At 62.1% G+C, this 26,558-nt stretch carries 25 protein-coding genes; 16 read left to right on the top strand and 9 right to left on the bottom strand.

Annotation, left to right across the window (positions count from 1 at the left end; genetic code table 11):
* Positions 1-5 precede the first annotated feature (5 nt).
* Together AC3WR3_RS00560 and AC3WR3_RS00555 are read left to right on the top strand one after the other, a co-directional pair.
* Positions 6-524, top strand: a complete 519-nt coding sequence (locus tag AC3WR3_RS00560) for an RNA polymerase sigma factor (protein WP_492290866.1) — start codon at positions 6-8, stop codon at positions 522-524.
* Positions 509-1,213, top strand: a complete 705-nt coding sequence (locus AC3WR3_RS00555; protein ID WP_492290865.1) for a hypothetical protein — start codon at positions 509-511, stop codon at positions 1,211-1,213. The genes AC3WR3_RS00560 and AC3WR3_RS00555 overlap by 16 nt, the downstream gene beginning before the upstream one ends.
* 76 nt (positions 1,214-1,289) lie before the next feature.
* Here the strand turns inward: AC3WR3_RS00555 and AC3WR3_RS00550 are convergent, their stop codons facing one another.
* Entirely contained in the window at positions 1,290-1,748 is a 459-nt protein-coding gene (locus tag AC3WR3_RS00550; protein WP_492290864.1) for a GNAT family N-acetyltransferase, read from the bottom strand.
* 184 nt (positions 1,749-1,932) lie between these two features.
* The gene (locus tag AC3WR3_RS00545) at positions 1,933-2,586 is read right to left on the bottom strand and encodes a tellurite resistance TerB family protein (protein WP_492290863.1); all 654 of its coding nucleotides are present in this window, start codon (positions 2,584-2,586) and stop codon (positions 1,933-1,935) included.
* Between the two features lie 63 nt (positions 2,587-2,649).
* Here AC3WR3_RS00545 and AC3WR3_RS00540 point away from each other — a divergent pair, with 63 nt between their 5' ends.
* The 5 genes from AC3WR3_RS00540 to AC3WR3_RS00520 all read left to right on the top strand — a co-directional run bounded on the left by AC3WR3_RS00540 (position 2,650) and on the right by AC3WR3_RS00520 (position 5,047).
* Positions 2,650-3,498: a DMT family transporter gene (locus tag AC3WR3_RS00540; protein WP_202046266.1), complete on the top strand. Its 849-nt coding sequence runs from the start codon at positions 2,650-2,652 to the stop codon at positions 3,496-3,498.
* Positions 3,495-3,797, top strand: a complete 303-nt coding sequence (locus AC3WR3_RS00535) for a hypothetical protein (RefSeq protein ID WP_236661616.1) — start codon at positions 3,495-3,497, stop codon at positions 3,795-3,797. Before AC3WR3_RS00540 ends, AC3WR3_RS00535 begins: the two co-directional genes overlap by 4 nt.
* 14 nt (positions 3,798-3,811) lie before the next feature.
* Complete coding sequence (locus AC3WR3_RS00530; RefSeq protein ID WP_041207030.1) at positions 3,812-4,282, top strand: acyl-CoA thioesterase; 471 nt, start codon at positions 3,812-3,814, stop codon at positions 4,280-4,282.
* Between the two features lie 86 nt (positions 4,283-4,368).
* On the top strand, positions 4,369-4,524 hold the full coding sequence (rsmS, locus tag AC3WR3_RS00525) for a pleiotropic regulatory protein RsmS (RefSeq protein ID WP_139435937.1): 156 nt from the start codon (positions 4,369-4,371) through the stop codon (positions 4,522-4,524).
* A 55-nt stretch (positions 4,525-4,579) separates the two neighbouring features.
* Complete coding sequence (locus AC3WR3_RS00520; RefSeq protein WP_492290862.1) at positions 4,580-5,047, top strand: GyrI-like domain-containing protein; 468 nt, start codon at positions 4,580-4,582, stop codon at positions 5,045-5,047.
* 69 nt (positions 5,048-5,116) lie between these two features.
* On the opposite strand, the gene AC3WR3_RS00515 is transcribed toward AC3WR3_RS00520, so the two are convergent.
* Positions 5,117-5,974, bottom strand: a complete 858-nt coding sequence (locus AC3WR3_RS00515; protein WP_492291153.1) for a LysR family transcriptional regulator — start codon at positions 5,972-5,974, stop codon at positions 5,117-5,119.
* 123 nt (positions 5,975-6,097) lie between these two features.
* Here AC3WR3_RS00515 and AC3WR3_RS00510 point away from each other — a divergent pair, with 123 nt between their 5' ends.
* Both AC3WR3_RS00510 and AC3WR3_RS00505 read left to right on the top strand, forming a co-directional pair.
* The gene (locus AC3WR3_RS00510) at positions 6,098-6,601 is read left to right on the top strand and encodes a nucleoside deaminase (protein WP_492290861.1); all 504 of its coding nucleotides are present in this window, start codon (positions 6,098-6,100) and stop codon (positions 6,599-6,601) included.
* Positions 6,594-7,847: an MFS transporter gene (locus AC3WR3_RS00505; RefSeq protein ID WP_492290860.1), complete on the top strand. Its 1,254-nt coding sequence runs from the start codon at positions 6,594-6,596 to the stop codon at positions 7,845-7,847. The genes AC3WR3_RS00510 and AC3WR3_RS00505 overlap by 8 nt, the downstream gene beginning before the upstream one ends.
* A 43-nt stretch (positions 7,848-7,890) precedes the next feature.
* On the opposite strand, the gene rluF is transcribed toward AC3WR3_RS00505, so the two are convergent.
* Positions 7,891-8,904 (bottom strand): 23S rRNA pseudouridine(2604) synthase RluF, encoded by a 1,014-nt coding sequence (gene rluF / locus AC3WR3_RS00500; protein WP_492290859.1) that lies wholly within the window; start codon positions 8,902-8,904, stop codon positions 7,891-7,893.
* 646 nt (positions 8,905-9,550) lie between these two features.
* On the opposite strand from rluF, the gene gdhA reads away from it, so the two are divergent.
* Together gdhA and AC3WR3_RS00490 are read left to right on the top strand one after the other, a co-directional pair.
* A complete protein-coding gene (gdhA, locus tag AC3WR3_RS00495) occupies positions 9,551-10,909 on the top strand; it encodes an NADP-specific glutamate dehydrogenase (RefSeq protein WP_492290858.1) in 1,359 nt (452 codons plus the stop codon).
* A 182-nt stretch (positions 10,910-11,091) separates the two neighbouring features.
* Positions 11,092-11,307 (top strand): DUF3955 domain-containing protein, encoded by a 216-nt coding sequence (locus AC3WR3_RS00490; protein WP_492290857.1) that lies wholly within the window; start codon positions 11,092-11,094, stop codon positions 11,305-11,307.
* 14 nt (positions 11,308-11,321) lie between these two features.
* Here the strand turns inward: AC3WR3_RS00490 and AC3WR3_RS00485 are convergent, their stop codons facing one another.
* Together AC3WR3_RS00485 and AC3WR3_RS00480 are read right to left on the bottom strand one after the other, a co-directional pair.
* On the bottom strand, positions 11,322-11,690 hold the full coding sequence (locus tag AC3WR3_RS00485; protein ID WP_371157428.1) for a VOC family protein: 369 nt from the start codon (positions 11,688-11,690) through the stop codon (positions 11,322-11,324).
* Between the two features lie 115 nt (positions 11,691-11,805).
* The gene (locus AC3WR3_RS00480; protein WP_492290856.1) at positions 11,806-12,273 is read right to left on the bottom strand and encodes a hypothetical protein; all 468 of its coding nucleotides are present in this window, start codon (positions 12,271-12,273) and stop codon (positions 11,806-11,808) included.
* Positions 12,274-12,427: 154 nt separating this feature from the next.
* Between AC3WR3_RS00480 and AC3WR3_RS00475 the strand changes: the two genes are divergently transcribed.
* The gene (locus AC3WR3_RS00475; RefSeq protein WP_492291152.1) at positions 12,428-15,571 is read left to right on the top strand and encodes a DEAD/DEAH box helicase; all 3,144 of its coding nucleotides are present in this window, start codon (positions 12,428-12,430) and stop codon (positions 15,569-15,571) included.
* A 48-nt stretch (positions 15,572-15,619) separates the two neighbouring features.
* On the opposite strand, the gene AC3WR3_RS00470 is transcribed toward AC3WR3_RS00475, so the two are convergent.
* A complete protein-coding gene (locus AC3WR3_RS00470; protein WP_492290855.1) occupies positions 15,620-16,207 on the bottom strand; it encodes a histidine phosphatase family protein in 588 nt (195 codons plus the stop codon).
* A 467-nt stretch (positions 16,208-16,674) separates the two neighbouring features.
* On the opposite strand from AC3WR3_RS00470, the gene AC3WR3_RS00465 reads away from it, so the two are divergent.
* Together AC3WR3_RS00465 and AC3WR3_RS00460 are read left to right on the top strand one after the other, a co-directional pair.
* The gene (locus AC3WR3_RS00465; RefSeq protein ID WP_492290854.1) at positions 16,675-18,777 is read left to right on the top strand and encodes a putative bifunctional diguanylate cyclase/phosphodiesterase; all 2,103 of its coding nucleotides are present in this window, start codon (positions 16,675-16,677) and stop codon (positions 18,775-18,777) included.
* A gap of 512 nt (positions 18,778-19,289) precedes the next feature.
* Positions 19,290-20,405 (top strand): LPS O-antigen chain length determinant protein WzzB, encoded by a 1,116-nt coding sequence (locus tag AC3WR3_RS00460; RefSeq protein ID WP_492290853.1) that lies wholly within the window; start codon positions 19,290-19,292, stop codon positions 20,403-20,405.
* 116 nt (positions 20,406-20,521) lie between these two features.
* On the opposite strand, the gene speA is transcribed toward AC3WR3_RS00460, so the two are convergent.
* Positions 20,522-22,423, bottom strand: a complete 1,902-nt coding sequence (speA, locus tag AC3WR3_RS00455; RefSeq protein WP_139439311.1) for a biosynthetic arginine decarboxylase — start codon at positions 22,421-22,423, stop codon at positions 20,522-20,524.
* A 790-nt stretch (positions 22,424-23,213) separates the two neighbouring features.
* Entirely contained in the window at positions 23,214-23,450 is a 237-nt protein-coding gene (locus tag AC3WR3_RS00450; protein ID WP_492290852.1) for a hypothetical protein, read from the bottom strand.
* Positions 23,451-23,483: 33 nt separating this feature from the next.
* Between AC3WR3_RS00450 and pepT the strand changes: the two genes are divergently transcribed.
* Positions 23,484-24,710, top strand: a complete 1,227-nt coding sequence (gene pepT / locus AC3WR3_RS00445; RefSeq protein WP_139439309.1) for a peptidase T — start codon at positions 23,484-23,486, stop codon at positions 24,708-24,710.
* 111 nt (positions 24,711-24,821) lie between these two features.
* A complete protein-coding gene (gene olsF / locus AC3WR3_RS00440) occupies positions 24,822-26,534 on the top strand; it encodes a bifunctional ornithine lipid synthase OlsF (protein WP_492290851.1) in 1,713 nt (570 codons plus the stop codon).
* Positions 26,535-26,558: the final 24 nt, after the last annotated feature.

Genomic DNA, 26,558 nt, shown 5'->3' with positions numbered 1-26,558 from the left:
TCTGAGTGAATATCGACAACCAGCAACTTGCCCACCTGCTCGCCCGCAGCCGGCAGAGGGACAAGCAGGCATTTGAAGCCCTCTACCGGCTGACGGGCCAGCCTCTGTATGCCATGCTCCACGCCCTGCTCAAGGACAAGCAGTGGGCCGCGGACATCCTGCAGGAGGGCTTTTTGAAGATCTGGCACGGCCAGAGCGCCTATCCCGTCGACTACCCCTGGGCCTGGCTCTGCCAGTGCATGCGCAATCTCGCCATCGATGCCTTGCGGGCCAGGGCTCGCCACGGGGAGGTGCCCTGGGATGAGGGATTGTCTGGGCACAGCGAGGGGGGCCAGCCCCCCTCTTTCTCTCTCGAGCGCTGTCTCGAGCAACTCTCCGCCGATAAGAGAAACGCCATAGTGCTGGCCTATCGCCACGGCCTGAGCCATCAGGAGATCGTCAGCCACACCCAGACCCCGCTCGGCACGGTCAAGTCCTGGATCCGGCGCGGATTGGAGGAGCTCAAGCTATGCCTGACTCAATGACCCCCAAACGCTATCGAGACCCCGCCCTGCGCGAGCGGCTCGCCGGCGAGTATGTGCTGGGTACCCTGAGCCCGCGGGTACAGGCCAGGATGAGCCGCCTGATGGCCCGCGACCCCGACTGGTGGCAGTGGATTGAACAGTGGCAGCAACATCTGGATCCTCTGCTGTGCCAGCCCCAACCCGCTCCGCCCCTGCCCCGCCAGATCTGGCACGGGATAGCACAGGGGATCTCCCCCAAGCCCGGGCCCAACCGCCTGTGGTGGCCGCTCGCCATGGCAGCCTCCCTGCTGCTCGGCCTATGGCTCCAACCGCTGCTTCCCTGGCACTCCGCGCCCATCCAGCCGGTGCGCTACCTGGCCACAATGTCCTCCGCAGGCGAGGAGGCCCCCTTCGTGCTGGTGGCCTATCAGGGCAAGCGGCCGGGTCAGTCCAGCATCCGCTTGCAACAGAATCTGGCAAACCCGCTGCGCCTGCCCGCCGACGCCATGCTCTGGATGCGTGACAAAGAGTCCGCCAAGCTGGTGCCCCTCGCCCCCCTCGGGGAGGTCATGGCGGGCCGCCTGATGAGCGGGGCCGAATGGCAGCAGCTCAAGCAGAGCAGCGAACTGCTGGTGATGGCGAAGGGCAGCGAACGCCCGCTCTATCGTGGCCACTGCATCGAGCTCGGCCCCTGGCCGGCAGAGAGCTGAACACGATCGCAGCACTTTCAACAACAGCAACAACAAGGCCCCGTGATGGGGCCTTGTTCATCGAGAGAGGGCCCGCTTATCGGGCATAAATTTCGGACTGTCTGGTGAAACCGAGGGATTCGTAAAGAGACTTGGCCCTGTCATTGAATGACATCACCTCCAGACGGATCTGGCTTGCATCGTGGGCCTTGGCCCAGCAATCGCAGTGAGCCATCAACGCCTTGCCGATGCCGCGGGAGCGATGATCCTCATCGACGACCACGGAGCCGATACGGCAGATGGGGAGCTTGGAGAGGAAGGGGATGGCCTCATTGATCTCGATCCTGGCCGTCAGAAAGCCCAGCACCCGCTCGTTATCCACCGCCACGCAGAACAGCCGCTCCTCACAACCTATGGCCGCCAGCAAAAACTCCCGCTCCTGGGGTGAGGGCGGGCAAAACACCTCGGGGGCCTGCTCAAAATGGATCAATCCAATTTGCCGATTCAACTCGAGAATGGCGTCAATGTCCTGTTCAACTGCCTTGCGTATTTCCAATGGGCGCTCCTTGCCTGTGGTTGATGACCTCCCCCCAGCGGCCTGGGGAGAAACCCATCATAGGAGGAGTCGCCCCCAAGATGAAGCGCCGATTGTATCCCCTTATGGCAAGGGTTCACCCGGGGGGAACCAACGACAAGGCCCCGTGACGGGGCCTTGTGGACAATCTGATGGCAGCCTGGGCTCAACCCGGTGCGCCCAGCTGGGCCACCTGGCGCTCTATACTGGCTTTCAGGTTGTCATCGAGTTTCAGGGCACGGGCCAGCTCGTCGAGATAGCCGCGCTCCATGAAGTGATCCACCTCGACGGCGAGCAGGGAGGCGAGATAGACCTCGGTGGCCTGCTCCATGTCGGTCACTTCCCGGGCCAGGGCTTGCGGATCCAGCGGACGGGCCAGCTCGGCGTCAATCCAGCGGGCGGCATCGGGTTGGCCCTGCTCGGTCAGGTACTCCTGGATCTTCTGGCGCTCGACGGCGTCGATGTGGCCGTCGGCCCGGGCCGCCGCCACCATGGCGCGCACCAGCAGGCTGGCGCGGGCATCCAGTTCGGCGCCCGCCAGCTCGTTGAGGGGATGGGGTGTGCCGGCCGCAGGCGCACTCTGGTTCTGCTGCCAGTCCTGATAGAGCTTGTAGGCCAGCCCGCCGAGGGCCGCCGCCCCGCCCACCGCCGCCACCTTGGTGCCGTACTTGCGCATCTTCTTGTTGCCAAGCAGCAGCGCCATGGCCCCGGCGGCCAGCCCACCCTGGGCCATGCCCTTCATCTGGGCCTTGCGCGTGTCGCCACCATCGTTGAGCCAGCCCTTGCCAGCTCCCATCAATTGCTCCAGCATCTGTTTCATGGGGCCTCCTCATTTGCATGAGATGCCATGCTGGGCCGCCGCCGCTGAACTCAAGGTGAATGGATGCCACTACCCCGCCTGTTGCTGCTGACCCTGCTGACGCTCACTGCGTTCGCTGCCAATTCGGTACTCTGCCGCCTCGCCCTGTTCGAAGAGCGGATGGATCCGGCCCTGTTTACCCTGCTGCGGCTGACCAGCGGCGCCCTGATGCTGATCCTGCTGTGCCGGGTTCGCCACCAGTCGCCGCGCCAGGGAGACTGGGGGGGTGCCCTCGCCCTCATCGCCTATGGCGCCGCCTTCTCGTTCGCCTATCTCACCCTGACCGCAGGCACCGGTGCCCTGCTGCTGTTTGCCGCCGTCCAGCTCAGCATGCTGGCCCCCCCCCTGCTGCGCGGAGAGTCCCTGCCACTGCGCCAGTGGGCTGGTCTGCTGCTCGCCATGGCAGGGCTGGTATTGCTGTTGCTGCCCGGCATCCGGGCGCCGGATCCCCTGGGGGCGGCCCTGATGATAGGCGCCGGTATCGCCTGGGCCTGCTATACCCTGCGGGCCTCACGCTTTACCGATCCCATCGCCGCCAATGCCGGTCACTTCCTGCGGGCCAGCCTGCCGGCGGCCCTGCTCTACCTGCTGCTTGGCCGGCTTGAGGCCAGCCCGGCGGCCATTGGCTACGCCCTGGCCTCGGGGGCCCTCGCCTCCGGCCTTGGGTATGCGCTCTGGTATCTGGTGCTGCCCCAGCTGGGACGCACCCTGGCCGCCAGCGTCCAGCTGCTGGTGCCCCTGCTCGCGGCGCTGGCCGGGATCATCTGGTTGGATGAGTCCTGGTCGCTGCGATTGTTATTGTCATCTCTGGGCATTCTGGGGGGCATAGCCCTGGTCATAACAGGACGCCCCCCACAAGGAGACAAAGCATGATGAAGATGGTCATACTGTTGCTCGCCAGCAGCCTGTCGAGCGGCCTGCTCGCCATAGAACAGGATCGGGAAACCCATCAAGCCGGGCTGGATCGGGCCTGTGCCAACGCGCAGCAACTGCTGATCGTGCAGGGTCGACAGCAGCGCATCGACGCCTGCATCAAGGAGGGGGGCAAAACGACCCGCTGCCAGCAGGAGTACGCCAGCTTCGGCCAGCGCGAGGGCAACAAGCGCCCCGATTTTTCCAAGGTGCCCGCCTGCCAGCAGGCCGAGACCTATCGCAAGAGTTACCGGCAATAAGCCGAGGAGAGAGCATGATCCCACCCCGCGAACTGACCCTGCAATTTCTCGCCGAACCCGCCGACGTCAACTTCGGTGGCAAGGTCCATGGCGGCATGGTGATGAAGTGGATCGATCAGGCCGGCTACGCCTGCGCCGCCGGCTGGTGTGGCGGCTATGCCGTCACCGTCTATGTGGGGGGCATCCGTTTCCTGCGCCCCATCCAGATAGGCCAGTTGGTGGAGGTGCACGCCAAGGTGATCCACACCGGCACCACCAGCATGCACCTGGCGGTGGACGTCTACAGCCGCCACCCCACTGACCCTGCGCGCCACAAAACCACCCACTGCATCATCATCTTCGTGGCCATGGACGAGCACGGCAAACCGAGCCCTGTGCCCCAGTGGCAGCCGGTGAGCGAGCAGGATCTGCAGTTGCAGCAGTACGCCAGGAAGCTGATGACCCTGCGCGAGGAGCTCGACAAGGAGATGCGCCAGCACATGTGAAACCCGTCAACCCCCGGGCAGTCGGGGCGTGTCTTCACCGCCCGGGGCGCTATAATGGCGCACCCGCTGCCCCACGAGAAACCAAGATGTCACTGGAAACTGCACCGCCCGAGGTCAAACTCGCGGTGGATCTGATAGAACTGCTGGAAACCAACCAGATTGCCCCGGAGCTCGCCCTGGCGGCGCTCGCCATCGTCCGCCAGGACTATGAGCGCAAGCTCGAGGAAGGCCGGGCGCACTGACGCGCTCACCTTGGCGCTGTCCCTTCAACCCTTCTCCTACAACCCGGGAGGCACCATGTCAGACCCCGTTCGCTTCGAAACCGGCAAGGCCATGCTGCTTGGCGGCCTGCGTCGCCATCACAGCTTCCAGCACGGCGACTTCGGTGGCCAATGGCGTGACTTCAGCGCCCTCGGCCCCCTGCCGGGTCAGCTGGGGGAGCACGCCTACGGCGTCATCTGCGGCGCCGACGAGAGCGGCTGCGAATATATGTGCGCAGTTGAAGTGAGCGCCCTGGAAGTGCTGCCTCCGACCCTGGGCCGGATGCGCATCAGCCCCCAGACCTATGCGGTCTTCCGCCATCTGGGCCATGTGGATGCCCTGCCGCACACCTGGCAGCAGGCGCTGGCGTGGCTCGCGCAATCCGATTACGACTCTGCCCACAAGCCGGACTTCGAGCGCTACGGCGACGCCTTCGACCCGGATAGCGGCAGTGGCGAGGTGGAACTCTGGCTCGCCGTGGTGCCCAGACAAGCCCTCGTCTGAGGGGCCAAGACGAGGGCTGGCTTCACAGGGCACGTCTCACCACGGCACCGTTCAGCCGTGTTGTCCCCCTCAGCGCGCTACGATTGCCTCCTCCCCCATCACCTCGTCGCAGAGCGCGATCAGGGCCTCGCACAGCCGACTGAGGGGCTCAGAGCCCCCCGCCCCCAGGTGCAGGGCCAGCTCCACCGGACGCACCGCGGGCCAGTGTGTCAGCTCCACCTGCTCCGGCTGCAGCAAGCGGGCGGGCAGCAGGCTCACCCCTATGCCCGCGCTCACCGCCCCCTGCAGGCTGGCGAGGCTGGCACTCACGTAGGCGATGCGCCAGGCAATGCCCCTGGCATCCAGGGCGTCGGTCATCTGGCGCCGATAGAGGCCTTCGCTCGGAAACACCACCAGGGGTACAGGATCCCGCCCGGCGGCTGGCCACTCCCGGCTGTCGACCCAGGCGAGCGGCTCGCGCCAGCGGGCGATGGGCTCTCCCTGCCCGCGCCCCTGCTTGATCAGCGCCAGATCCAGCTCTCCCCCTTCGAACGCCTGCCAGATCTCGTGACTCAGCCCGCTTTGCACCTCCAGCCTCACCTCGGGATATTGCCGGGCGAAGGCCGCCAGCACAGGGATCATGGCGCCGGCGGCGAAATCCTCAGGCACCCCGAGGCGCAGGGGCTGGCTGGCCTCCCCCACCCGCTCCCCCGCCCGGGCCAGCAGCCCCAGGATGCGGCGCGCCAGCCCCAGCAGTGTCTCCCCCTGGGCCGTGGTCACCACCTGGCGGCCGGATCGGTCGAGCAGCGGACAACCGAGCTGCTGCTCGAGGCGGCGCATCTGCTGGCTGATGGTGGACTGGGTCAGGTGCATCCGCTCGCCGGCACGGGTGAAACTGCCGGTCTCGACGATGGCGACAAAGCTCTGCAGCAGGTGGGGATCCAGCAAGGGTCGCTCCATGGGGGGATTCTCCATTTATAAAATCACTGAAAGTCATTTTATCATTTAATTTCCAAATGACTTGCGGGCCCGTTAGGCTGCCGTCACCCCCTCTTCTCCCAGGATGAACCCATGTCACAGCCTCCCCACTCCGGTGCCCGCCCAGTGAACGCCCTCAGTGCCGTCACCGCCCCCAGCCATCAGGGGTGGCTGGAGCAGACCCTGCAGCTGGCCCTGACCCACCGCCAGCAGGGGGGCCGCCCCTTCGCCGCCCTCCTGGTGCGAGACAACCAGCTGGTGGCGAGCGCCGTCAACCGCATGCTGGAGGCGGGGGATCCCACCCGCCACGCCGAGCTGGAGGCGCTGCGGGAGGGGAGCCGCCAGGGCCCCCTTGCGGGCGCCGTGGTCTACGCCAGCGGCCACCCCTGTCCCATGTGCCTGTGCGCCCTGGTGATGAACGGCATCAGCGCCGTCTACTACGCCTTCGACAATGAAGACGCTGCCCCCTTCGGCTTTGACAGCAGCGCCAGTTACCACAGGCTGCGACTGCCCCTTAGCCCACCGCCCCTGCCCCTCATCAAGTTGCCGAGCCCCATCCCGGCCGCCGCCCTCTACGGCCCCCAGTCCCATGGTTAAGCGCCCGCTCCCCTCCGGCAGCGGCGCCCTGCTGGTGCTGGTGGTGCTCATTGGCATCAACCTGCGCCCCTTCCTCACCGCCATCGGCCCCCTGGCGGGGCAGATAGACGCCCAGCTGGGCCTCGGCATGGAGAGGCTGGCCTGGGTCACCCTGCTGCCGCTGCTGCTGATCGGGGTCGGCGTCCTGCTCACCCCGGCCCTGCTCGACAAGGCCGGGCCACGCCCCCTGCTCGGTGCGGCCTTGTTGCTGCTGATGCTGGGCAGCGCCCTGCGCCTCGATCTCGCGAGCGGTACCCTGCTTATCCTCAGCGCCGCCCTGTGCGGGCTGGGGTCGGCCCTGGTGCAGGGGACACTGCCCGGCCTCATCAAGGGGACGTTCGCGGGCAAGGTACCCCTGGTGATGGGGATCTTCTCGGCCTGCATGATGGGGGGCGGGGCGCTCGGGGCCGTGCTCACCCCGCGCCTCGCCCTGCACCTCGACTGGTCCCGGGCACTGGCCCTGTGGAGCCTGCCGGTGCTGCTGGCCCTGGTCTGGCTCGGCTGGCGGGTGCGCCTGCCCACCGCCGCGCCGCACGCCCCCCTATCAGGGGAGCAGCGGCTGATCGCGCTGCCCCGTGCCTGGCTGCTGATCGCCTGCTTTGGCATCATCAACAGCGGCTACGGCATCGTCGTGGCCTGGCTGGCCCCCGCCTACCTGGCGCTGGGGTTGAGCCCCCAGCAGGGGGGCGAGCTGGTGGCCTGGCTGGCCCTGGCCCAGACCATGAGTGGCCTGGCTCTGCCGCTGCTGGCGGCGCGCAAGGAGGACAGGCGCCCCTGGATGGGGCTGGCCATTGTGATGCAGGTGGCGGGCTTTGGCGGCCTCTGGCTCGCCCCGCAAATCGCCCCCATCCTCTGGTGCCTGCTGTGCGGCGCCGGCCTTGGCGGCAGCTTCTCCCTCATCATGGTGATTGCGCTGGATCACCTGCCAGACCCCAGGCGCGCCGGTAGCCTCAGCGCCCTGATGCAGGGGGTCGGCTTCATCCTGGCGGCCACCGGCCCCTGGGTGGCGGCCCGCCTGCATCACCTGAGCGGCGACTTCGCCAGCGCCTGGCAGTGGCAGCTGGGGGGGTTGGCGCTGATGAGCCTGCTGGTGCTGCGCCTGGATCCGCGTCACTACGCCCGGGCGATGGGGATCAAGGTGATGGGGCAGTCCGTCCCGCCCCTCACCCAAGGGCCCCGGACGGCACAAAGCAATACACCGGCCTAGGGCCGGTGTATCGAGCAGGTTGAAAAGCGAGTGACGGGGCGCCTTAGCGCCCCTTCTTCTGCCGTCCACCCTGGTTGGTGCGCGGCTTGCCCGCAGTGGCAGGCTTGCCCCCCTTGGCAGGGGCCCCCTTGCCAGCGCCGCCTTTAGCAACGGCTCCCTTGCCCACGCCGCCCTTGCCTGCGGGGCTCTTCTTCTCGAAGGCCTCCGGGCCCGGCACATTGGGGCGTCCGCCAATCTCGTGGTCGTCGTCCCGGCGCGGCTTCTTGCCCTGGGTCGGTTTGGCGGTTTGCGCCGCCGGGGTCTTGGATTTCTCCCCCTTGGCCGGTTTCACCTCGGAGGAGGAGTCTTCAATGAGCTTGAACAGCTCGATCAGCTCGTCGTCGGTGAGATCGCGCCACTCCCCCACCGGCAGCCCCTTGAGGCTGACGTTCATGATGCGGATGCGCTCGAGCTTGGTCACCTCGAAGCCGAAGTGCTCGCACATGCGGCGGATCTGGCGATTGAGCCCCTGCACCAGGGTGATGCGAAACACGAAGGGCGCCTCTTTCTTCACCTTGCACTTCTTGGTGACGGCGCCGAGGATGGGCACCCCGGCCCCCATGCCCCGGATAAACTCGTCGGTCACCGGCTTGTCGACGGTCACCAGGTACTCTTTCTCGTGATCGTTGCCCGCCCGCAGTATCTTGTTCACCAGATCCCCGTGGTTGGTGAGGAAGATGAGCCCCTGGGAGTCCTTGTCGAGGCGCCCTATGGGGAAGATGCGGGTGCTGTGGTTGACGAAGTCGACTATGTTGTCCTTCTCCCCCGCCTCCGTGGTGGAGACGATGCCCACCGGCTTGTTCAGCACGATGAAGACCAGGCTGTCCGCCTCCCGCGCCTCTATCACCTGACCGTTGACCTTGACCAGATCCCCGGCAAACACCTGATCGCCGATCCCGGCCCGCTTGCCGTTGATATAGACATGGCCCTGCTCGATGAAGCGATCAGCCTCGCGACGGGAGCAGATGCCGCTCTCGCTGATGTATTTGTTCAGGCGCATGGATTCATCGGCCAGCATGGGTCACCTGCCAGATAGTGGAGTTCAAAAGAAGTGTCGGCTCAGTCAGCCAGGTCATGGTCGGGTTGGTCTGCATACAGTTCCATCAACAAAAAAGAATCTACAAATAGAATCAACAAGAAAGATCTACAAAAAGAATCTACAAAAAGCGCCTGCAATCAGTCTCTTCAAAAGGGCAAGCCCGCCCTTTCTTCAAAAAAACGCCGCTACAGTAGCATATTGCGCCATCCCTTGCCCCGCCCCGTGCACCGGATCCTGCCATCCGCCCCGAAGAGGGCCGCCGCCCGGCGGATGCGGCCTCGCAGATAAGGCTCCCCTTGCCCCTGCTCTGGCCCTCCTCTCCCCTGCCCCGGCCCCACCAGGAGCGACAAGCCTGCGACCGCAGAGAGCCTCGAAGGATACCCATCGAGAGGGACGAACTAAAGCTTGCTATTTATTTACCAAAAATGCATAAAAAGATTTTCGTCAGCGCGAATTATCACCCTGATGTCGACCATGCAGCGGCGTCATTGCCATCATTGTCGGCAATTACCGCCACGAAACAAATTTTTATCCGTATTCACTTTCAACGTCGAATATAAAGCGGGGTGCGGCGCCGACCCTTCTCTGGCAAGAGGCCAATTTCCCTTTATTACAGGAGTTACAGATGAGTCATTCCCTCTCTCAGGAGGCATTCCTGGCCCAGGTGGCCAGCCGCAACCCCCATCAACCCGAGTTCATCCAGGCGGTGAGCGAGGTTGTCGCCTCCATCTGGCCCTATGTGGCGCGTCACCCCCGCTACCTGCAACACGGCCTGCTGGAGCGGCTGGTGGAGCCCGAGCGCCTCGTGCAGTTTCGGGTGAGCTGGGTGGATGACCAGGGCCAGGTGCAGGTGAACCGTGGCTACCGCATCCAGCACAACAGCGCCATCGGTCCCTTCAAGGGGGGCATGCGCTTCCACCCCTCGGTGGATCTCTCGGTGCTGAAATTCCTCGCCTTCGAGCAGACCTTCAAGAACGCCCTCACCACCCTGCCCATGGGCGGCGGCAAGGGGGGCAGCGATTTCGATCCCAAGGGCAAGAGCGAAGGGGAGGTGATGCGCTTCTGCCAGGCGCTGATGCTGGAGCTCTATCGCCACCTCGGGGCCAATACCGATGTGCCGGCCGGCGACATCGGGGTGGGCGGGCGCGAGGTGAGCTACATGGCGGGCATGATGAAGAAGCTCACCAACAGCGCCGAGTGCGTCTTCACCGGCAAGGGGCTCTCCTTTGGTGGCAGCCTGATCCGCCCGGAAGCCACCGGCTACGGCCTGCTCTACTTCGTCCATGCCATGTTGGCCCACCGTGGCCAGTCCCTCGATGGCATGCGGGTCTCGGTGTCGGGCTCGGGCAACGTGGCCCAGTACGCCATCGAGAAGGCGATGGCGCTGGGCGCCCGGGTCATCACCGCCTCCGACTCCGGCGGCACCGTCTATGATCCGGACGGCTTCACCCCAGAGAAGCTGGCCCGCCTGATGGAGCTCAAGAACGAGCAGCGCAAGCGGGTGGCGGATTACGCCCATGAGCTGGGGCTGGAGTTCTTCACCGGTCGTACCCCCTGGCATCTGGCGACCGACGTCGCCCTCCCCTGCGCCACCCAGAACGAGCTGGATGCATCGGATGCCGCCGCCCTGATCGCGAACGGCGTGCAGCTGGTGGCCGAGGGGGCCAACATGCCCTCCAGCGCCGCCGCCATCCGCCTCTTCCACGAATCAAGGGTGCTGTTCGCCCCGGGCAAGGCCGCCAACGCCGGTGGGGTCGCCACCTCGGGCCTAGAGATGAGCCAGAATGCCCAGCGTCTCTCCTGGACCCGGGAGGAGGTGGACGCCCGCCTCAAGGGGATCATGACCAGCATCCACGCCACCTGTGTGCGCTATGGCCAGGTGGATCAGGGCCAGGATGACGGCCATGTGAACTACGAAAGCGGCGCCAACATCGCCGGCTTCGTCAAGGTGGCCGACGCCATGCTGGCGCAAGGGGTCTGCTAGTCACGTCACTCCCCGAAACGTCCCCCAAAGCAACAGGGCAGCCCATGGCTGCCCTGTTGTGCTAGATGCGTCGAGGTGGCTTTCATCAGGGCGATCGCCTGTGATGTCGGCGCCACTTCACGCCCACTTCACCCAGCCATGACACCCTCACTCCTCTTTCATGCGCGAACGAGGACAACCAGATGACAACGACCCTAGGCGCCCTCCTGATCCTGGCCGGGCTCGGCTGCTTTGTAGCCTTCAACCTCGCAGGCACCACAGTGGATGCACAGGGATTCCTGCACGAACCCTTTGCCCTGCTTCCCTTGGGCTATCTGCTGCTCTTCAGCGGCATGGTGCTCAGCTTGCGCCCTCTGCTGCGCAGGGCTCTCGCCAAAGGGGAGGAAAACCGGCCATGATGCGTCAGAGGGACTCAGCGATAGCGGCTGATCTCGATGAGATTCTGATCCGGATCCAGGCAATAGACCGATTCGATGGGGCCGCAGGCGCCGCTCTTCGTCACCGGTCCCTCCACTATCTCGACCCCCTGATTCTCAAGCTGGGCCATCACCTGATCCAGGGGCCAGCGGGTGATGAGGCAGAGATCCCCCGACCCCACCTGAGCCCGGTTACGCGGCTCCTCCCCCAGCAACTGCAGATTGATCTTCTGGTTGCCAAAGCGCAGGGCCCGGCGCCCCGCCCCGAAGGTGATGGGCTCCATCTTGAAGGCGCGGCTGTAAAACCCCACCGCCCGCTCTATGTCGCTCACCGTCAATACCAGATGGTCGATATGGCTGATCATGCTTGCTCCCTGTGGTGGTGATCCCCACCTCATCATACCCAGTCCCCTTGGCAGTGACTGTGTCTTGGCGCACATCCATTATCCCTAACCATTTCTTTTATCAGGGAAATACGCCTTATCGTACGGCGGCGCAGGCCTTGTCGCGCTGGGCAAGCAGGGCTTCGTCCTCGCTCTCCATGGCCGCCAGAATGGCCTGATTGCAGGCCCGCTCCGCGAGCTTCGCCGGGCTCTGCTTGGCATCGGCGATCTCCGCAATCATGGGGCGATAGCCGATGGCGGCCGAGCAGTATATGGTGCGGTACTTGGGAAGCTGCCAGCTACTGTCATCCTGGCGCGATAACTCATCGCACAGCTTGCCAAACAGCGCCCTTGCCTTGACCGTACACTGACTGAAGCGCCGCACATCCTGCTCATAGGGACGGCAGACGCTGTTCTGTTTGATCTGCCAGAGCTGAAATGAGAAGGGAATCTGCTCCCCTTCATACTGCACCACCAGCGCCTTGACCTCGGTGCCATAGATATCCGTCACCTGCTGCTGCACCAGATTGAGATAAGCCGAAAAAAGATAAGAGATCGGATCCATCACCACCTCCTTGTGGTTGTCACTGCCGGGCGCTATTACCGAAAACCGGGGCGATTTTCAAACGAGTAACAGGTGACAACAGCTTACTGATTTGGTTGGAAAAAATGATACTCTTCTCGCCACCCTCATGTACAACGTTCAAGGCCAGTGTGCGATGCAACAATGCGGTATTTATGAACAACTCATTACTCAACTGCTGACATCTCGACTCGACCGCGAGCGCTTTTACGTAGGGGAACGCCAACTTGAACCTGCCGAAGCGGCAGTCTGGTTATCGCGATTTCTGAGCCGGGTTTTGGAATATGCGGTGGGTTCGGTAACTGGAGAAGATCAGCTGCAACGGCAGATTGAGCTGGCTAACCAGTTATTGCTTTGGCTAAAAGATCGCACCCAAGACCCAGACTTTATTGGCGAGAACCTCATCGATAGTCAGGGAAAAATTCTGACGGCGCTCTACCAGTTGGATAACCCCATCTCCGCCAATTTAAAGCAATATGCCGAGGATATTTTCCCTCTGACCGGTCTAACGCAAAGTGAGCTGTTCTGTGGCAGTAATGCGGGTTTGTCGATGGAGTCGGAGATTAAACGGGAGATATTATCTGCAGATAGCATCTGCTGGCTGGTCTCATTTATCAAATGGGCAGGCATCCGTATTTTCCGTCATGAGCTGGAAGAGTTCACTCGCAGCGGCCGCCAATTAAAAGTAATTACTACCTCTTATATGGGGGCAACCGACGCCAAGGCAGTCGAATTTTTAGCCAGCCTCCCCAATACCGAAGTCAAACTCAGCTATAACACTCAGCGCGAGCGGTTGCATGCCAAGAGTTATCTATTTTGCCGAAATACCGGCTTTCATACCGGCTATATAGGTTCATCCAACCTCTCTCATTCCGCCCTCACCAGCGGCTTGGAATGGAACCTAAAAATCACCTCGCAAGAGATCCCTCATATTATCGAGAAATCCCTGAGTACCTTTGAAACCTATTGGGAATCCGATGATTTTGAGCTGTTTGATGGCAAGATCGAAAGCCGTACAAAATTGCAGCATGCGCTGCAAGAGGCCCGTGGCGATGGTGACAAAAATAGCGTTGCCTATTTCTTTGATATCACGCCGTTTCCCCATCAACAGGAGATCCTTGAGCAATTGGCGATGGAGCGCACTTTACACCAGCGCTTCCGTAACTTGGTGGTTGCGGCCACCGGTACAGGGAAAACCCTGATCTCTGCCTTTGATTTTGCGCGTTTTCTGAAAACCAAACCCGACGCAAAGTTCCTGTTCGTCGCCCACAAAGAGGAGATCTTGCGCCAAGCATTGGCCTCTTACCGCGGAGTGCTCAAACAATCCAATTTTGGCGAACTCTTGGTCGGCGGCGCAGTGCCAGCTCACTACCGTCAGCTATTTGCCTCGGTGCAATCCTTGAATAACCAGCTGGCTAATTTGCGTCTTAGCCCAGACTATTTCGATTACATCGTTATCGATGAGGTTCACCATATTGCGGCGGCCAGTTATCGTGGTCTGTTCGCCGCCTTTGAACCTCACATTCTGTTGGGATTAACCGCAACGCCAGAGCGCCATGATGGCGGTGACATTCTCGCTGATTTTTGTGGTGTGATCGCAGCAGAGATCCGCTTGCCAGAGGCCATAAATCGTCGCCATCTCTCTCCATTCCAATATTTTGGCATCGATGATGATACTGACTTGCGCCAAGTTTCTTGGAAAAATGGCCGTTATGACATTAGTGAGCTCACCAATATCTATACCCACAATCAACAGCGGGTACAGAAGATAGTCCAGAGCCTCTATGAGATCGTCACCGATATTACCAAGATCAAAGCGCTAGCATTTTGTGTGAGCCGTGAACATGCCGATTTTATGTGCAAGGCATTTTTATTGAAGGGCATCAAGGCTGACATCCTCACCAGCGATAACCGAGACGAGCGCCATAGCAAACAACAAGGTCTGCGTACCGGCGTTATCAATATTCTCTGCGTGGTGGATATCTTCAACGAAGGTGTCGATATCCCGGAAGTCGATACCTTGCTGTTTTTACGACCAACGGAAAGCCTCACCATCTTCTTGCAACAATTAGGGCGGGGCCTGCGGCTGGCGAGCGATAAAGAGTGCTGCACCGTCTTGGACTTTGTTGGCAATGCCCATGAGGAATATGACTTTGCCCAGAAATTTCGGGCACTGGTGGGTAAAACCAATAAGGCGATCAGCCACGAAATCAAACAGGGCTTCCCTCACGCGCCTTTGGGTTGCCGCATCGAGCTCTCAAAACAGACCCAAGAGTTAATTCTGAGCAATATCAAGAAGGCGACTCTCAATACCTCGCGACTCATGGGCCTGATCCGCCGTTTCTCACAGGACAGTGATTTACCGCTGACGCTGGCGAATTTTTTGCAGTTTTACCCTCATATCAACCTTGAAGAGATCTACAGGCGCGGCAATTGGAGCGCCTTGGTCAAACAGGCCCGCAACCATAGCGTTTCTGAAATGAGCGATGAGAAGCTGTCGACCCTCTATACCCGGGCCATCAGAACCCGGCTATTGGGCTGCGATGCGCTCCATTACTTGAACTTCCTTCAAACCTTGGTGACAGACGCCTTTACCTTAACGGCCGAGCACGATGAACGTATGGCCTTGATGTGCCATTACGACTTCTGGCAACAGAGCGGCCCCACAGCAGGCTTTAGCTCCTTGGCGCACAGCCTGAAACAACTCAATCAACCAGAATTGAGAGCCGAGCTGGCAGATCTATTGCCCATGCTGATCAACCGGGTGCACCATGAACAACGAGCCATGCCCGACCTTCCCGGTAATCCACTGCAACTGCATGCCCGTTATGCTAGAGAGCAGGTGCTGGTTGGCTTCGGCGCGACCACCTTCGCGCAACAACCCACGGCTCGCGAAGGGGTGTATGTCATCGCAGAGCGAAATATCGAGTTGCTGTTCGTGACCCTGAACAAAACGGAGCAGCACTTCTCCCCCACCACCCGTTATCACGACTACGCCATCAACGAGTCGCTGTTTCATTGGCAGAGCCAAAACAGCGCTCGCCCCGAGCGGGGTAAGGGTCTGAGTTACATAAACCACAGAGCAGAAGGTAAGCGCTTGTTTTTGTTCGTCCGTGAGCAGAGCAAAGATGAATTTGGCCGCACTCTTGGCTTTGTAAATTTTGGTGAGGTGGAATACGTCTCTCATAGCGGAAGCCAACCGATGAACATTAAGTGGCGTCTCACTACCCCGATGCCGCCCTTTATGTGGAAAGAAGCGGCCAAATTGGCTGTTGGCTAAACGACCAATCACAACAGGGCCCGCCAAGGGCGGGCCGTCTTCGTGTCGCTAACAGGCAATCCGCTCTATGCGGCCGCCACTGAGTTTGAAAAAGGCATCCTGCGGCAGCTCTTGCATCCAGGTGGTGGTGTAGTCCAGATCGGCATAGGCACCGCGCAGCATGGCACCGAACAGACCGTGGGAGACGACGATGGCTTGCTTGGCAATGCCTTCATCCTGCAGCCATGCATGGGCCCGGCGCTGAATGCTCTGGAAGCTCTCTCCATTCGGGGCCTGCAGATACCAATCCGGCTCTTCCAGATCGAGCTCGGGATGGGCCGCCAACAGCTCGGGCACCCGGCGACTCTCCCACTCCCCCATCCCAAGCTCCACCAGCCGCTCGTCCCAGATGATGCGCTCCTGGTCCAAGCCAAGCTGCTGACACACCCGCTCCGCCGTCTGACGGGCACGACCGAGGGGGCTGGCATAAAGGGTCCAGCTCGCGGGCTCAGCCAGGAGATCTGCCAGGCGGGCACCCATGGCGAGGGCCTGGGCTTCGCCTCTGGCGGTCAGTTCGGAGTTGCAACGCCCCTGCAGCCTCAGCTCGGCGTTATAGCGGGTCTGGCCGTGGCGCAGCAAATAGAGGGTTCGAGACATGGTTTCTCCTGCAGGTTCAACGAGATAACGAAAGCGGGAGACGCATGATAGCAGATGTGTCGGGTCAACCAAGGCGCAGACGAAGCCAGATACCTATGTGGCACTGTGACATCACATCCCAATGGCCATGGTGAACGCAACTTTACGGCAACAAGCACCACACCCAAAGCGCCTCCAGGACTCTCCCCGAGCAGTATTTCAATGGCAGGTCAGGACCTGAACTATCTATTCCCAGATTTTCCATACCCCTGATTTTCACACGGGAAAATTTGGAACCCGCCTTTGGGCTGGGCGTGGGAAGGCCTTGCCATCGGGGGATAAATTCAGTGCTTTTACTCTGATCCAGGGCCCATTTTGGTACGTATCGCTGGTCGGTTTGGGGCACCTCTGGTGTACAATCCCCAGCCCGATTTTCCTCTCCAGTCCGGCCATGGCTCAGGCCGTTTTTCATCCCAGAGTGAGTGACAGTGACCGCGACCCACCCCATGCTCGACAGTTATTACAGCCAGGATCTGGTGTTTTTCTCCATCCTGGTGGCGGTGCTCGCCTCTTACACGGCGCTGAACATGACGAGCCGGGTGAGCCAGAGTCAGGGCCGGGCCGCCGCCCTCTGGCTCGCGGGGGGCGCCTTCGCCATGGGGCTGGGCATCTGGTCCATGCACTTCATCGGCATGCTCGCCTTCAACCTGCCCATAGCGCTCGGTTACGATCTGACCCTCACCGGCCTCTCCCTGGTGGCGGCCATCGGCTCCTCGGCCTTCGCGCTCTGGCTGGTGAGCCGCCCCGAGCTGCCCTGGCGCCACGTCGCGGGGGGCGCCCTGCTGATGGGGGCCGGCATCGCTACCATGCACTACATCGGCATGGCGGCCATGAAGATAGATCCCGGCATTCATTACCACCGCGGCCTCTTCGTGCTCTCCATCCTGATCGCCGTGCTCGCCTCCGGCGCCGCGCTCTGGATAGCGTTTCGCCTGCGCAACAGCACGCCGCGCGCCTTCTTTCGCAAGGCCCTCGCCTCCCTGGTGATGGGGGCCGCCATCATCGGCATGCACTACACCGGCATGGCGGCGGCCCAGTTCCCGGAAGGGAGCCTGTGCGGCGCCCTCTATACCGGCCTCGATACCCAGTGGCTGGCGACCGTGGTCATCATAGTGACCCTGGCGGTGTTCGCCATCGCCCTGGTGCTCTCCCTGCTGGATGCCCACGCCGCGCGCCTCTCGACCTCCTTGCATCTGGCCCACGACGAGCTGCTCAAGCTGGCGCTCCATGACAGCCTGACCCGGCTGCCGAACCGGCTGCTGTTTGCCGACCGGCTGGAGCAGCGCATCCAGGAGTGTCAGCACAGCCAGCGCAGCTTCTCCCTGCTGTTTCTCGATCTCGACGGCTTCAAGATCATCAACGATGCCCACGGTCACCACACGGGAGACCTGCTGCTGGCCGAGGTGGCGGCGCGGATCACCGGGCTGCTTGGGGGGAGCGACACCGCCTCGCGCTTTGGCGGCGACGAGTTCGTGCTGGCCCTGGCACCGGGGGATATCACCCAGACCACCGCCTTCGCCGAACGGCTGCTGGCAGCCCTGGCCCAGCCCTACCCCTGGGAGCATCACAGCCTGCACATCACCGCCAGCATCGGCATCGCCGTCTATCCCCAGGATGGCACCAGCCTGCACGAGCTGATCCTCAACGCCGATGCCGCCATGTACTACGCCAAGGAGCGGGGGCGCAACGATTACTACTATTTCGACAGCGCCATGAATGCCAACGCCCACCAGCAGTTCCTGCTGCAAAAGGAGCTGCGCCATGCCCTGGAGCGGGGGGAGCTCGCCTTGCACTATCAACCCAAGTACGACGCCCGCAGCGGCCAGGTGGTCGGCGCCGAGGCGCTGCTGCGCTGGCAGCATCCGGAACATGGTGCCATCTCCCCGGCCAGCTTCCTGCCCCTGGCGGAGAAGACCCGGCTCATCATCCCCATCGGCAACTGGGTCATCGACGAGGCGTGCCGCCAGATGAGCCGCTGGCGGGAGGCGGGTCATCACGACTGGAGTGTGGCGGTCAATCTCTCCACCATACAGCTGGCCAGCCCCGGCTTGCTGGAGGTGGTGGAGGCTGCCCTCTCCCGCCACCGGCTCGAGGCGCGCCACCTCACCCTGGAGATCACCGAATCCACCGCCATGCAGAACGCCGAGGAGAGCCTGGCCATCCTCAATCGCCTGGCAGAGCTCGGGCTCGGCATCTCCATCGATGACTTCGGCACCGGCTACTCCAGCCTGCTCTACCTCAAGCGCTTCCCCGCCAACGAGCTCAAGATAGACAAGGGCTTCGTCGCCACCCTGGAGCAGGGAGGGGACGATGCCACCATCATCGGCGCCATCATCGCCCTGGGCCAGGCCCTGGGAATGCGCATCGTGGCCGAAGGGGTAGAGACCCCGGAGCAGCGCACCCTGCTGACCCAGCTCGGCTGCGACACCCTGCAGGGCTATCTGCTGGGGCACCCCATGGCGGGGGAGCAGTTGCTTGCCCGCTGTGCCCCCGATGCCCCCCGGCTCGCGCTGGAGGGTGTGCTCGCCTGATCCTGCCTGACGGGTACAGAGCCACCCAGACCCCAATGACTATCCCACGGCGTCATGGCTTCCTATCCTCTCTCCCATGGCAGCCGATCCGGGGAGGGACCTGTGGCCCAGTACAGTTCACGTACAGACAGCCGGTGCTCTAATCACTTCGTACCGCGTACGGCAGTGCAGCCCCCTTCTTGCCCGCGTATTCCACGGTACGACTGGAACAGATTGCATGATCTGGCGCAGGCGGACTGGCAAGGACAATTTCCCTCCCCCATCAACGGGACTGTGCCACAACAGATGACAACCTTGATCATCCTGACATGCAGCCGGGTTCAGCCAGTGCCACCACCAGGGGCTTCGAGGGCAGACAACCACATAACCGACCAAGATACCCCATGTTCGAAAAAACGATGGCAAATCAACCAGAGCCCACCCGGATTTCGTCCGTGCTGCTACCTTGCACCTGTCATCGGACTGGCGGGAATGAGCGCCAAATGCAACATGATATATATCGGTGACAATCTATGAGCCATTTGGCGACGAACGACAATAACCGCCATAGAGCGGGTTATTCCTTGCAGATGACAAGGGCCGACGATGAAATAGATCTCTATGCACTTTTCGCATTGTTGTGGCAGAAAAAGATCTGCATCCTTATTAGCGCATTGATATGTGGCAGCATGGGATTATTGTATGCCATGGTCGCTCCCGAGCAGTGGACGGCGCACGCTGTCATATATAAACCCAAACAGCGAGACACGCTGGAGCTCGATCGCCTCAGAATCGCTCTCGACATTCAAGGATTGGCCGGCCCCAAGAGCAATCACACCCTCTACAATGATTTTTTGCTGGAATTCAAATCTTACGACAATATCAGCCGCTATCTGCACGGCACCTCCCTATTTGGAAAATACGTAGTGGAACATGATCTGGCCCCCTTGGCACAGCAGCGATTACTGAGAACATGGTCAGAGTGGATGCGGCTCGAGCCTGCAGACAAGAAAGGGGAACAACCGGGCATACGCCTCTCTTTTTCGTTCTTTAAAAAAGAGGAGGCTGCATCACTTTTGACGGGATATATTAATTACATCATTTCATTGCAAAATAGAGAGCTGCGCGATGCACTGGAAAATAATAGAGATAGCCAGCACAGTGCTCTTCGGCTCAGAATAAAGATAAAAACTGAAGATGCAAGGCGCGAGCTGGCCAGAGAGATTGAGAACATTGAATACAGCATGAGCATCGCCAATGCGGCCGGGGTGAATAAACCATTGGAAAACTTCAGCTATGGTGATCGCTTCCCAATCATGCTCGGAAAAGATGGGCTGGCTAAAAAATTGGCCATTCTCAAGTCACTCAAGCCAGAAGAATATATGCCGGAAATAATGGAGCTGAAGGTTCAACTTGCCAGATTAGAAAGCATCAGCATTGATGCCCTGGTCTTTCGTCCATTTTCTTATCTGGATACCCCTGGCCAGCCATTGACGAGAGACCAGCCGAAACGCCCGCTGATCCTTGTCCTGGCCACCCTGCTGGGCGGGATGTTGGGGATGGCCCTGGTGCTGCTCCAGCACGCCGTCAGACGGGGCAGAAGCAAAGAAGAGCATGCTCATCGGCCAGCCCTGGCGAATCAGGGCTGACTCTCATCATCTTATAAAACGGTCACTGTGCTCCTGCCAGAGAGACAACAAAAACGGCGCCCGAAGGCGCCGTTTTCATTCCCGTCTTTTGACCGACGGAGGAACAAGCCGCTGGCTTATTCGTCTTCCAGGTAGGCGTAGCCTTGCAGACCCAGCTCCAGCTCGTCGAGCAGGGCCTTGCGGGTCGCGTCGTCCAGCGCCGGGTGGGAGACGATCCGCTGGTAGTTCTCGCGGATCACGGAGGGGTCGATGTTGACGTAACGCAGCAACTGGTCGACGGTGTCGCCGCGCACCACGTTGCGGATGTCCATCTTGCCTTCCTCGTCCAGCCACACTTCCGCGCAGTGAGTGTCACCGAACAGGTTGTGCAGATCCCCCAGGATCTCCTGATAGGCGCCCACCAGGAAGAAGCCGACATGGCACTCTTCGTTCTCGCCATACTCCGGCATCGGCAGCGTGCTCTCGACACCCAGGCCGTCGACGTAGTGCTCCACCTGACCGTCTGAGTCACAGGTGATGTCCATCAGGATGCCGCGGCGGGTGAGCGGACGCTCGAGACCGGTGAGCGGCATCACGGGGAACACCTGACCTATGCCCCAGGCATCGGGCAGGGACTGGAACAGGGAGAAGTTCGCGAAGCACTTGTCTGCCAGCTTCTCGGAGAGCTCGTCGGCCAGGGCGCGGTGGTTGCGGTTGACCGGGTTGAGCAGCTCCTTGAGCGCCAGGCAGGTGTTCTGGTGCAGCATCTCGGCCCAGGCGCGCTGCTCGAGGTTCAAGAGCCCCATGGTGAACTGGGCGTTCACATCCCCCAGATCCGCCACAGAGTCGTGGAAGATCTCCAGCAGGGAGGGATCTTCCCCGCGCAGGTCCAGCCAGCCTTTCCACATGTTCTGCAGAATGGTCGGGGCGTCTTCATCCGGCGCATGGATGTCGTTCACTTCCACCCCTTCGGCACCAATCAGATTGGTGACCAGCACGGCGTGGTGGGCGGTCAGGGCACGGCCGGACTCGCTGATGATGGTCGGGTGCGGCAGGTCGAACTCGCGGCACACATCGCCGATGCCCCACACCACGTTGTTGGCGTACTCGGAGAGGCTGTAGTTCGCAGAGCAGTGGCTCTGGGAGCGGGTGCCCTCATAGTCCACACCCAGGCCGCCGCCCACATCGACCACGTCGATGGGCACGCCGAGGCGACGCAGCTCGGCATAGAAGCGGCCGCACTCGCGGATGCCGCCCTGGATGTCGCGGATGTTCGCTATCTGGGAGCCCAGGTGGAAGTGCAGCAGTTGCAGGCAGTCCAGCTTGCCGAGGCTGCGCAGACGCTCCACCAGCGCCAGGATCTGGGAGGCGGAGAGGCCGAACTTGGACATGGAGCCACCGCTCGATTCCCACATGCCGGAGCCGGTGGAGGCAAGCTTGGCGCGCACCCCGATGTTGGGCTTGATGTTGAGGCGAACTGACTCGTCCAGCACCATTTCCAGCTCGGAGGGTTTCTCCACCACTATGTAGACCTTGTGGCCCATCAGGTTGCCCAAGAGGGCGTGACGGATGTATTCGCGGTCCTTGTAACCGTTGCAGACGATGACGGACCCTTGCTCATGATGATGGGACAGCACGGCCAGCAGCTCCGGTTTGGAGCCGGCCTCCAGCCCAAGCCGCGGCTTGTCGCTGTAGGACTGACTGATGGTCTCGATGACGCGACGCTGCTGGTTTACCTTGATCGGGTAAACGCACAGGTAGTCCCCTTCATAGCCTGACTTCTCGATGGCCTGACCGAAGGCGTTGAACAGCGCATCGACCCGGCTCTTGAGGATGTCGGGGAAACGCAGCAATACCGGGGTAGTCAGTCCGGACTGGCGCAGCTGTTCGATGGCCTCGGACAGCACGATATGCGCCCCGGGACGAGACTTGTCGGGGGAGACGGTCACATGACCGGCGTCATTGATATTGAAAAAACCCGCACCCCAGTAGGGAACGTTGTAGACCTTCAAGGAGTCCTTGCTGGACCAGTTAGTCATGGGCTATGCCTCGCAAATGAGCGGCCAGAAGGCCGCCTTCGTTACCCTCAATCACATCCAGACCATCGATTGCAACATGCGGCGCGCAAGGGCTGCCTGCGGGCACCCGGTGCGTCACGGCCGGCGGCGGCAGGCGTTGTTGCCTGACCCTGGGCCTTGTCGCAGCCAGATCCTCTGTTGCACATCGCGGCAAGCCAAGGCTGCCTGGTGGATCTTGGGAAGTAACGAGTCTTGATGTGGGGCTGGTGGCTTTACATCAAGCTCAACGGTATGCGGTGCCACTGTAATGGGGCGCCGCGGTACTTTGATGACAACCGGCATCAGCCACGCCGTTCGTTCATCATTCGGCAGCCATCCCGACAGAAGGAGAGAGGTTCAAGGAAGAGAAGGGTAGACGTCAGCACGCACGCGTGTTGATGAACGACAACCACCACAGCCCGCTCAACGCCAGTGACCGCCCATGACAAGGGAAGATGATGAGCCGTTGGCCCACTCGGTCAGTAGGTGATGAGAGTCTGTTGTTCTCCCTGATACCGGAGCCTAACCGGTATTAAAGAAACCATTCCCCAGCAGTGTCTGTCGTTTCTGCGTGCCTCGCCCTATAGGCGTCTGATCCTGTCGGTGTCTGGCGGCCTCTGCCTGCTCAGGGTTACCCTCGGATCGGCGCGGAGTGTACACACTTACCGGCGCCACTGACAATAAAAAATCGTGTTAAAAAACGGGTTTTGATCGATGGGCCAAATCTTGCTGCCAGCAAGGCTGGCTCTGGGATGGCGAGGGATGAGGCCGCTCAGGATAGGCCCTGAAAATAACAGGGGAACCGGCCATTTTTCCCGACCCCTTGCCACTGCTGGGCCGGGGGGAAATTCAGCCCTTTCGCATATGCATGATGAGTTTTAAATTCGGAATTTTTATTCACAAAGCCCTCGAGTTGAGCCCCCTTCCCCAGCGTCCCCCCGGGATCCAGGCCCGACAAATCCATCAAAAACTGCGCTGACGCAATAATCAGCCCGGCCGTCTTGTCCACAATGGTGCCTCTTTTGTGGTTTGAGGCCTGCCAATGGATACCCTGCTTGAGCGTTTTCTGCGTTACCTGACTTTTCATACCCGCTCCGATGCGACCAATCCTGCCTGTCCCAGCAGCGAGGGCCAGATCGTCTTCGCCCGCGCCCTCTGCGAGGAGATGACCCAGCTTGGGCTGACCCAGGTCACCCTGGATGAGCACGGCTACCTCACCGCCTGCCTGCCGGGCAACCAGCCACAGGCGCCCGCCATCGGGCTCATCGCCCACATGGACACCGCCGATTACGAGGCAGAACAGGTGGTGCCCCAGCTCATCGAGAATTATCAGGGAGGCGACATCTGTCTGGGCAAGGGGGACGAGGTGCTGGCCATTCGCCAGTACCGCTGCCTGAAAAACTACCTGGGGCAGGATCTCATCACCACGGACGGCACCACCCTGCTGGGGGCCGACGACAAGGCGGGCATCGCCGAGATCCTCACCGCCGCCCAGTACCTGCTGGCCCACCCCGAGATCCCCCGCGGGGATCTCTGGATAGGCTTCACCCCGGACGAGGAGATAGGCCGCGGCGCCGATCTGTTCCCCCTGGAGAGATTTCCGGCCAAGTGGGCCTATACCGTGGATGGCGGTGAACTCGGCGAGCTGGAGTATGAAAACTTCAACGCCGCCAGCGCCACAGTGCGCTTCATCGGCAACAACGTGCACCCCGGCACCGCCAAGGGCAGCATGATCAACAGCCAGACCCTGGCCGCCCGCTTCCACGCCGAGATGCCCCCCGAACAGACCCCGGAGTGCACGGCAGGGTACGAGGGCTTCTTCCACCTGGCCCGGATGGAGGGCACGGTGGAGGAGAGCACACTGCACTACCTCATCCGCGACTTCGACGACGACTGCTTCGCCGCCCGCAAGGCCCAGCTCAAGGAGCGGGTCGCCTCCCTGCAGCTGGACAACCCCAAGGCGCGCATCACCCTTGAGATAGAGGACAACTACCGCAACATGCGCAGCCAGATAGCGCCGCACATGCACATCGTCGAGTTGGCCAGGGCCGCCATGGAGGCCGCCGACGTGGTCCCCAGGATCAAGCCCATTCGCGGCGGCACCGACGGCGCCCGCCTCTCCTTCATGGGTCTGCCCTGCCCCAACCTCTTCACGGGTGGCCACAACTTCCACGGCAAGCACGAGTTCATCCCGCTGCAATCCATGGAGAAGGCGGTCGCCACCCTGGTGGCCCTGGTGCGGCTCACCTCGGCCTGGCGGGAGCAATAACGGTGGTATGAGCGGGGTCCTCTGCCCCAAGTCATCAAACCGTCACGGCGCTGCCACAAAGGGGAAACCGGGGGGCGGCACCCTGAGGCAACGTTCCGCGGAGCCTTGCCCATGTTCAACGTCGATACCCTGCTGGGGCAGCATCTGCCCCGCCTCGCCACCCAACCCCTGATCCGTCCCCTGCTCCGGCAGGGGCTGAGCTGGCTGCTCAACGAGGAGGCCTTCGCCGAGTTTGCCGAGCGCCATCCTCACCTGCGCGGCCTCGACTTCGTCGAGCAGGCCCTCGGCGCCCTCGATTTTGACTACAGGGTGAGCGAGGCCGAGCTCGAGAACATCCCCGCCAGCGGCCGGGTCATGATAGTCGCGAACCACCCCATAGGATCCCTGGACGGGCTGGCCCTGCTGCGCCTGCTCGGCCGCATCCGCCCCGACATCAAGATAGTGGCCAACCAGCTGCTGGCACAGATTGCCCCCCTGCGTCCCCTGCTGCTGCCGGTGGACAACCTGGGGGGCAAGACCGACAGACGCGCCATCCTGGCCATGGGGGAACACCTGGCCCAGGAGGGAGCCCTCATCATCTTCCCCGCCGGCGAGGTGTCGCGCCTCGGCCCCAAGGGGGTGAAGGACGGTCCCTGGCAGGGGGGCTTCATCAAGCTGGCCAGGCGTACCCGCACGCCGCTGGTGCCCATCCATCTGGACGGGCGCAACGGCCTCCCCTTCTATCTCGCCTCCTGGCTCCACAAGCCCGCCTCCGCCCTGCTGCTGGTGCGCCAGCTGTTTCGCCAGCAGGGGCGACGCATCTCCCTCACCCTGGGGGAGCGCATCCCGCCCCAGAGTCTCGGGGAGCTCGCCCCCAAGACCGCCGCCGCCCTGGTGCGCCGCCATCTCTATCGCCTCGGCAAGGGGAAGAAGGGCCCCCTGGCGACCGAGGCCCCCATCGCCCTGCCGGAGGAGCGCCGCCAGCTCAAGCAGGCCATGGACGGCTGCGAGCTGCTCGGGCAGACCCCGGATGGCCAGCGCATCCTGCTCTATCGTCGCCACGAGCAGGGCCACTCTGTGATCCTGCGCGAGCTGGGGCGCCTTAGGGAGATCGCGTTTCGCGCCGTGGGGGAAGGCTCGGGCAGGCGGCGGGATCTCGATGCCTTCGACGATGACTACCACCACCTCATCCTCTGGGATCCGGCCCGCCTCGACATCATAGGGGCCTACCGCTTCGCCCCCGTGGCCGAGCTGCTGGCGCGCAAAGGGGTGAGCGGCCTCTACAGCCACACCCTGTTCGGGTTTGAAGAGAGATTACTGCCCCGGCTGGAGCAGGCCATCGAGCTTGGCCGCAGCTTCATCCAGCCCGCCTACTGGGGCAAGCGGGGGCTGGATTATCTCTGGTTCGGCATAGGCGCCTACCTGGCCCGCTACCCCCAGTATCGGTATCTGTTCGGGCCCGTCACCCTCTCCGGCAGCCTGCCGCCGCCGGCCAAGGATCTGCTGGTGGGCTTCTACCGCCAGCACTTCGCCCCCGAGCTGGCCCTGGCCCCCTCGCGCCGCCCCTATCCCGAGACGGCGCCCCTGTTCGAGGGGCGCGATTACGGCGCCGACCTCCAGGCGCTCAAGGCCCGCCTCGACCACCTGGGCTGCGCCATCCCCACCCTCTACAAGCAATACTCCGAGCTGTGCGAACCGGGGGGCGTGCAGTTCATGGACTTTGGCATAGACCCCGACTTCAACCACTGCATCGACGGCCTGGTGTGGGTGGATGTGAGCCGCATCAAGCCCCACAAGCGGGACCGCTATATCGGCCACCCCGCCCGGGCAGAGGCCGCAGGTTAGCCACCATGGCAAACAAAAAGGGAG

The sequence above is a fragment of the Aeromonas sp. EU05-FHT14A05 genome, assembly GCF_058791175.1.
Note: the sequence above shows the minus strand (reverse complement) of the source record. Positions and strands in the feature narration are given on the sequence as shown.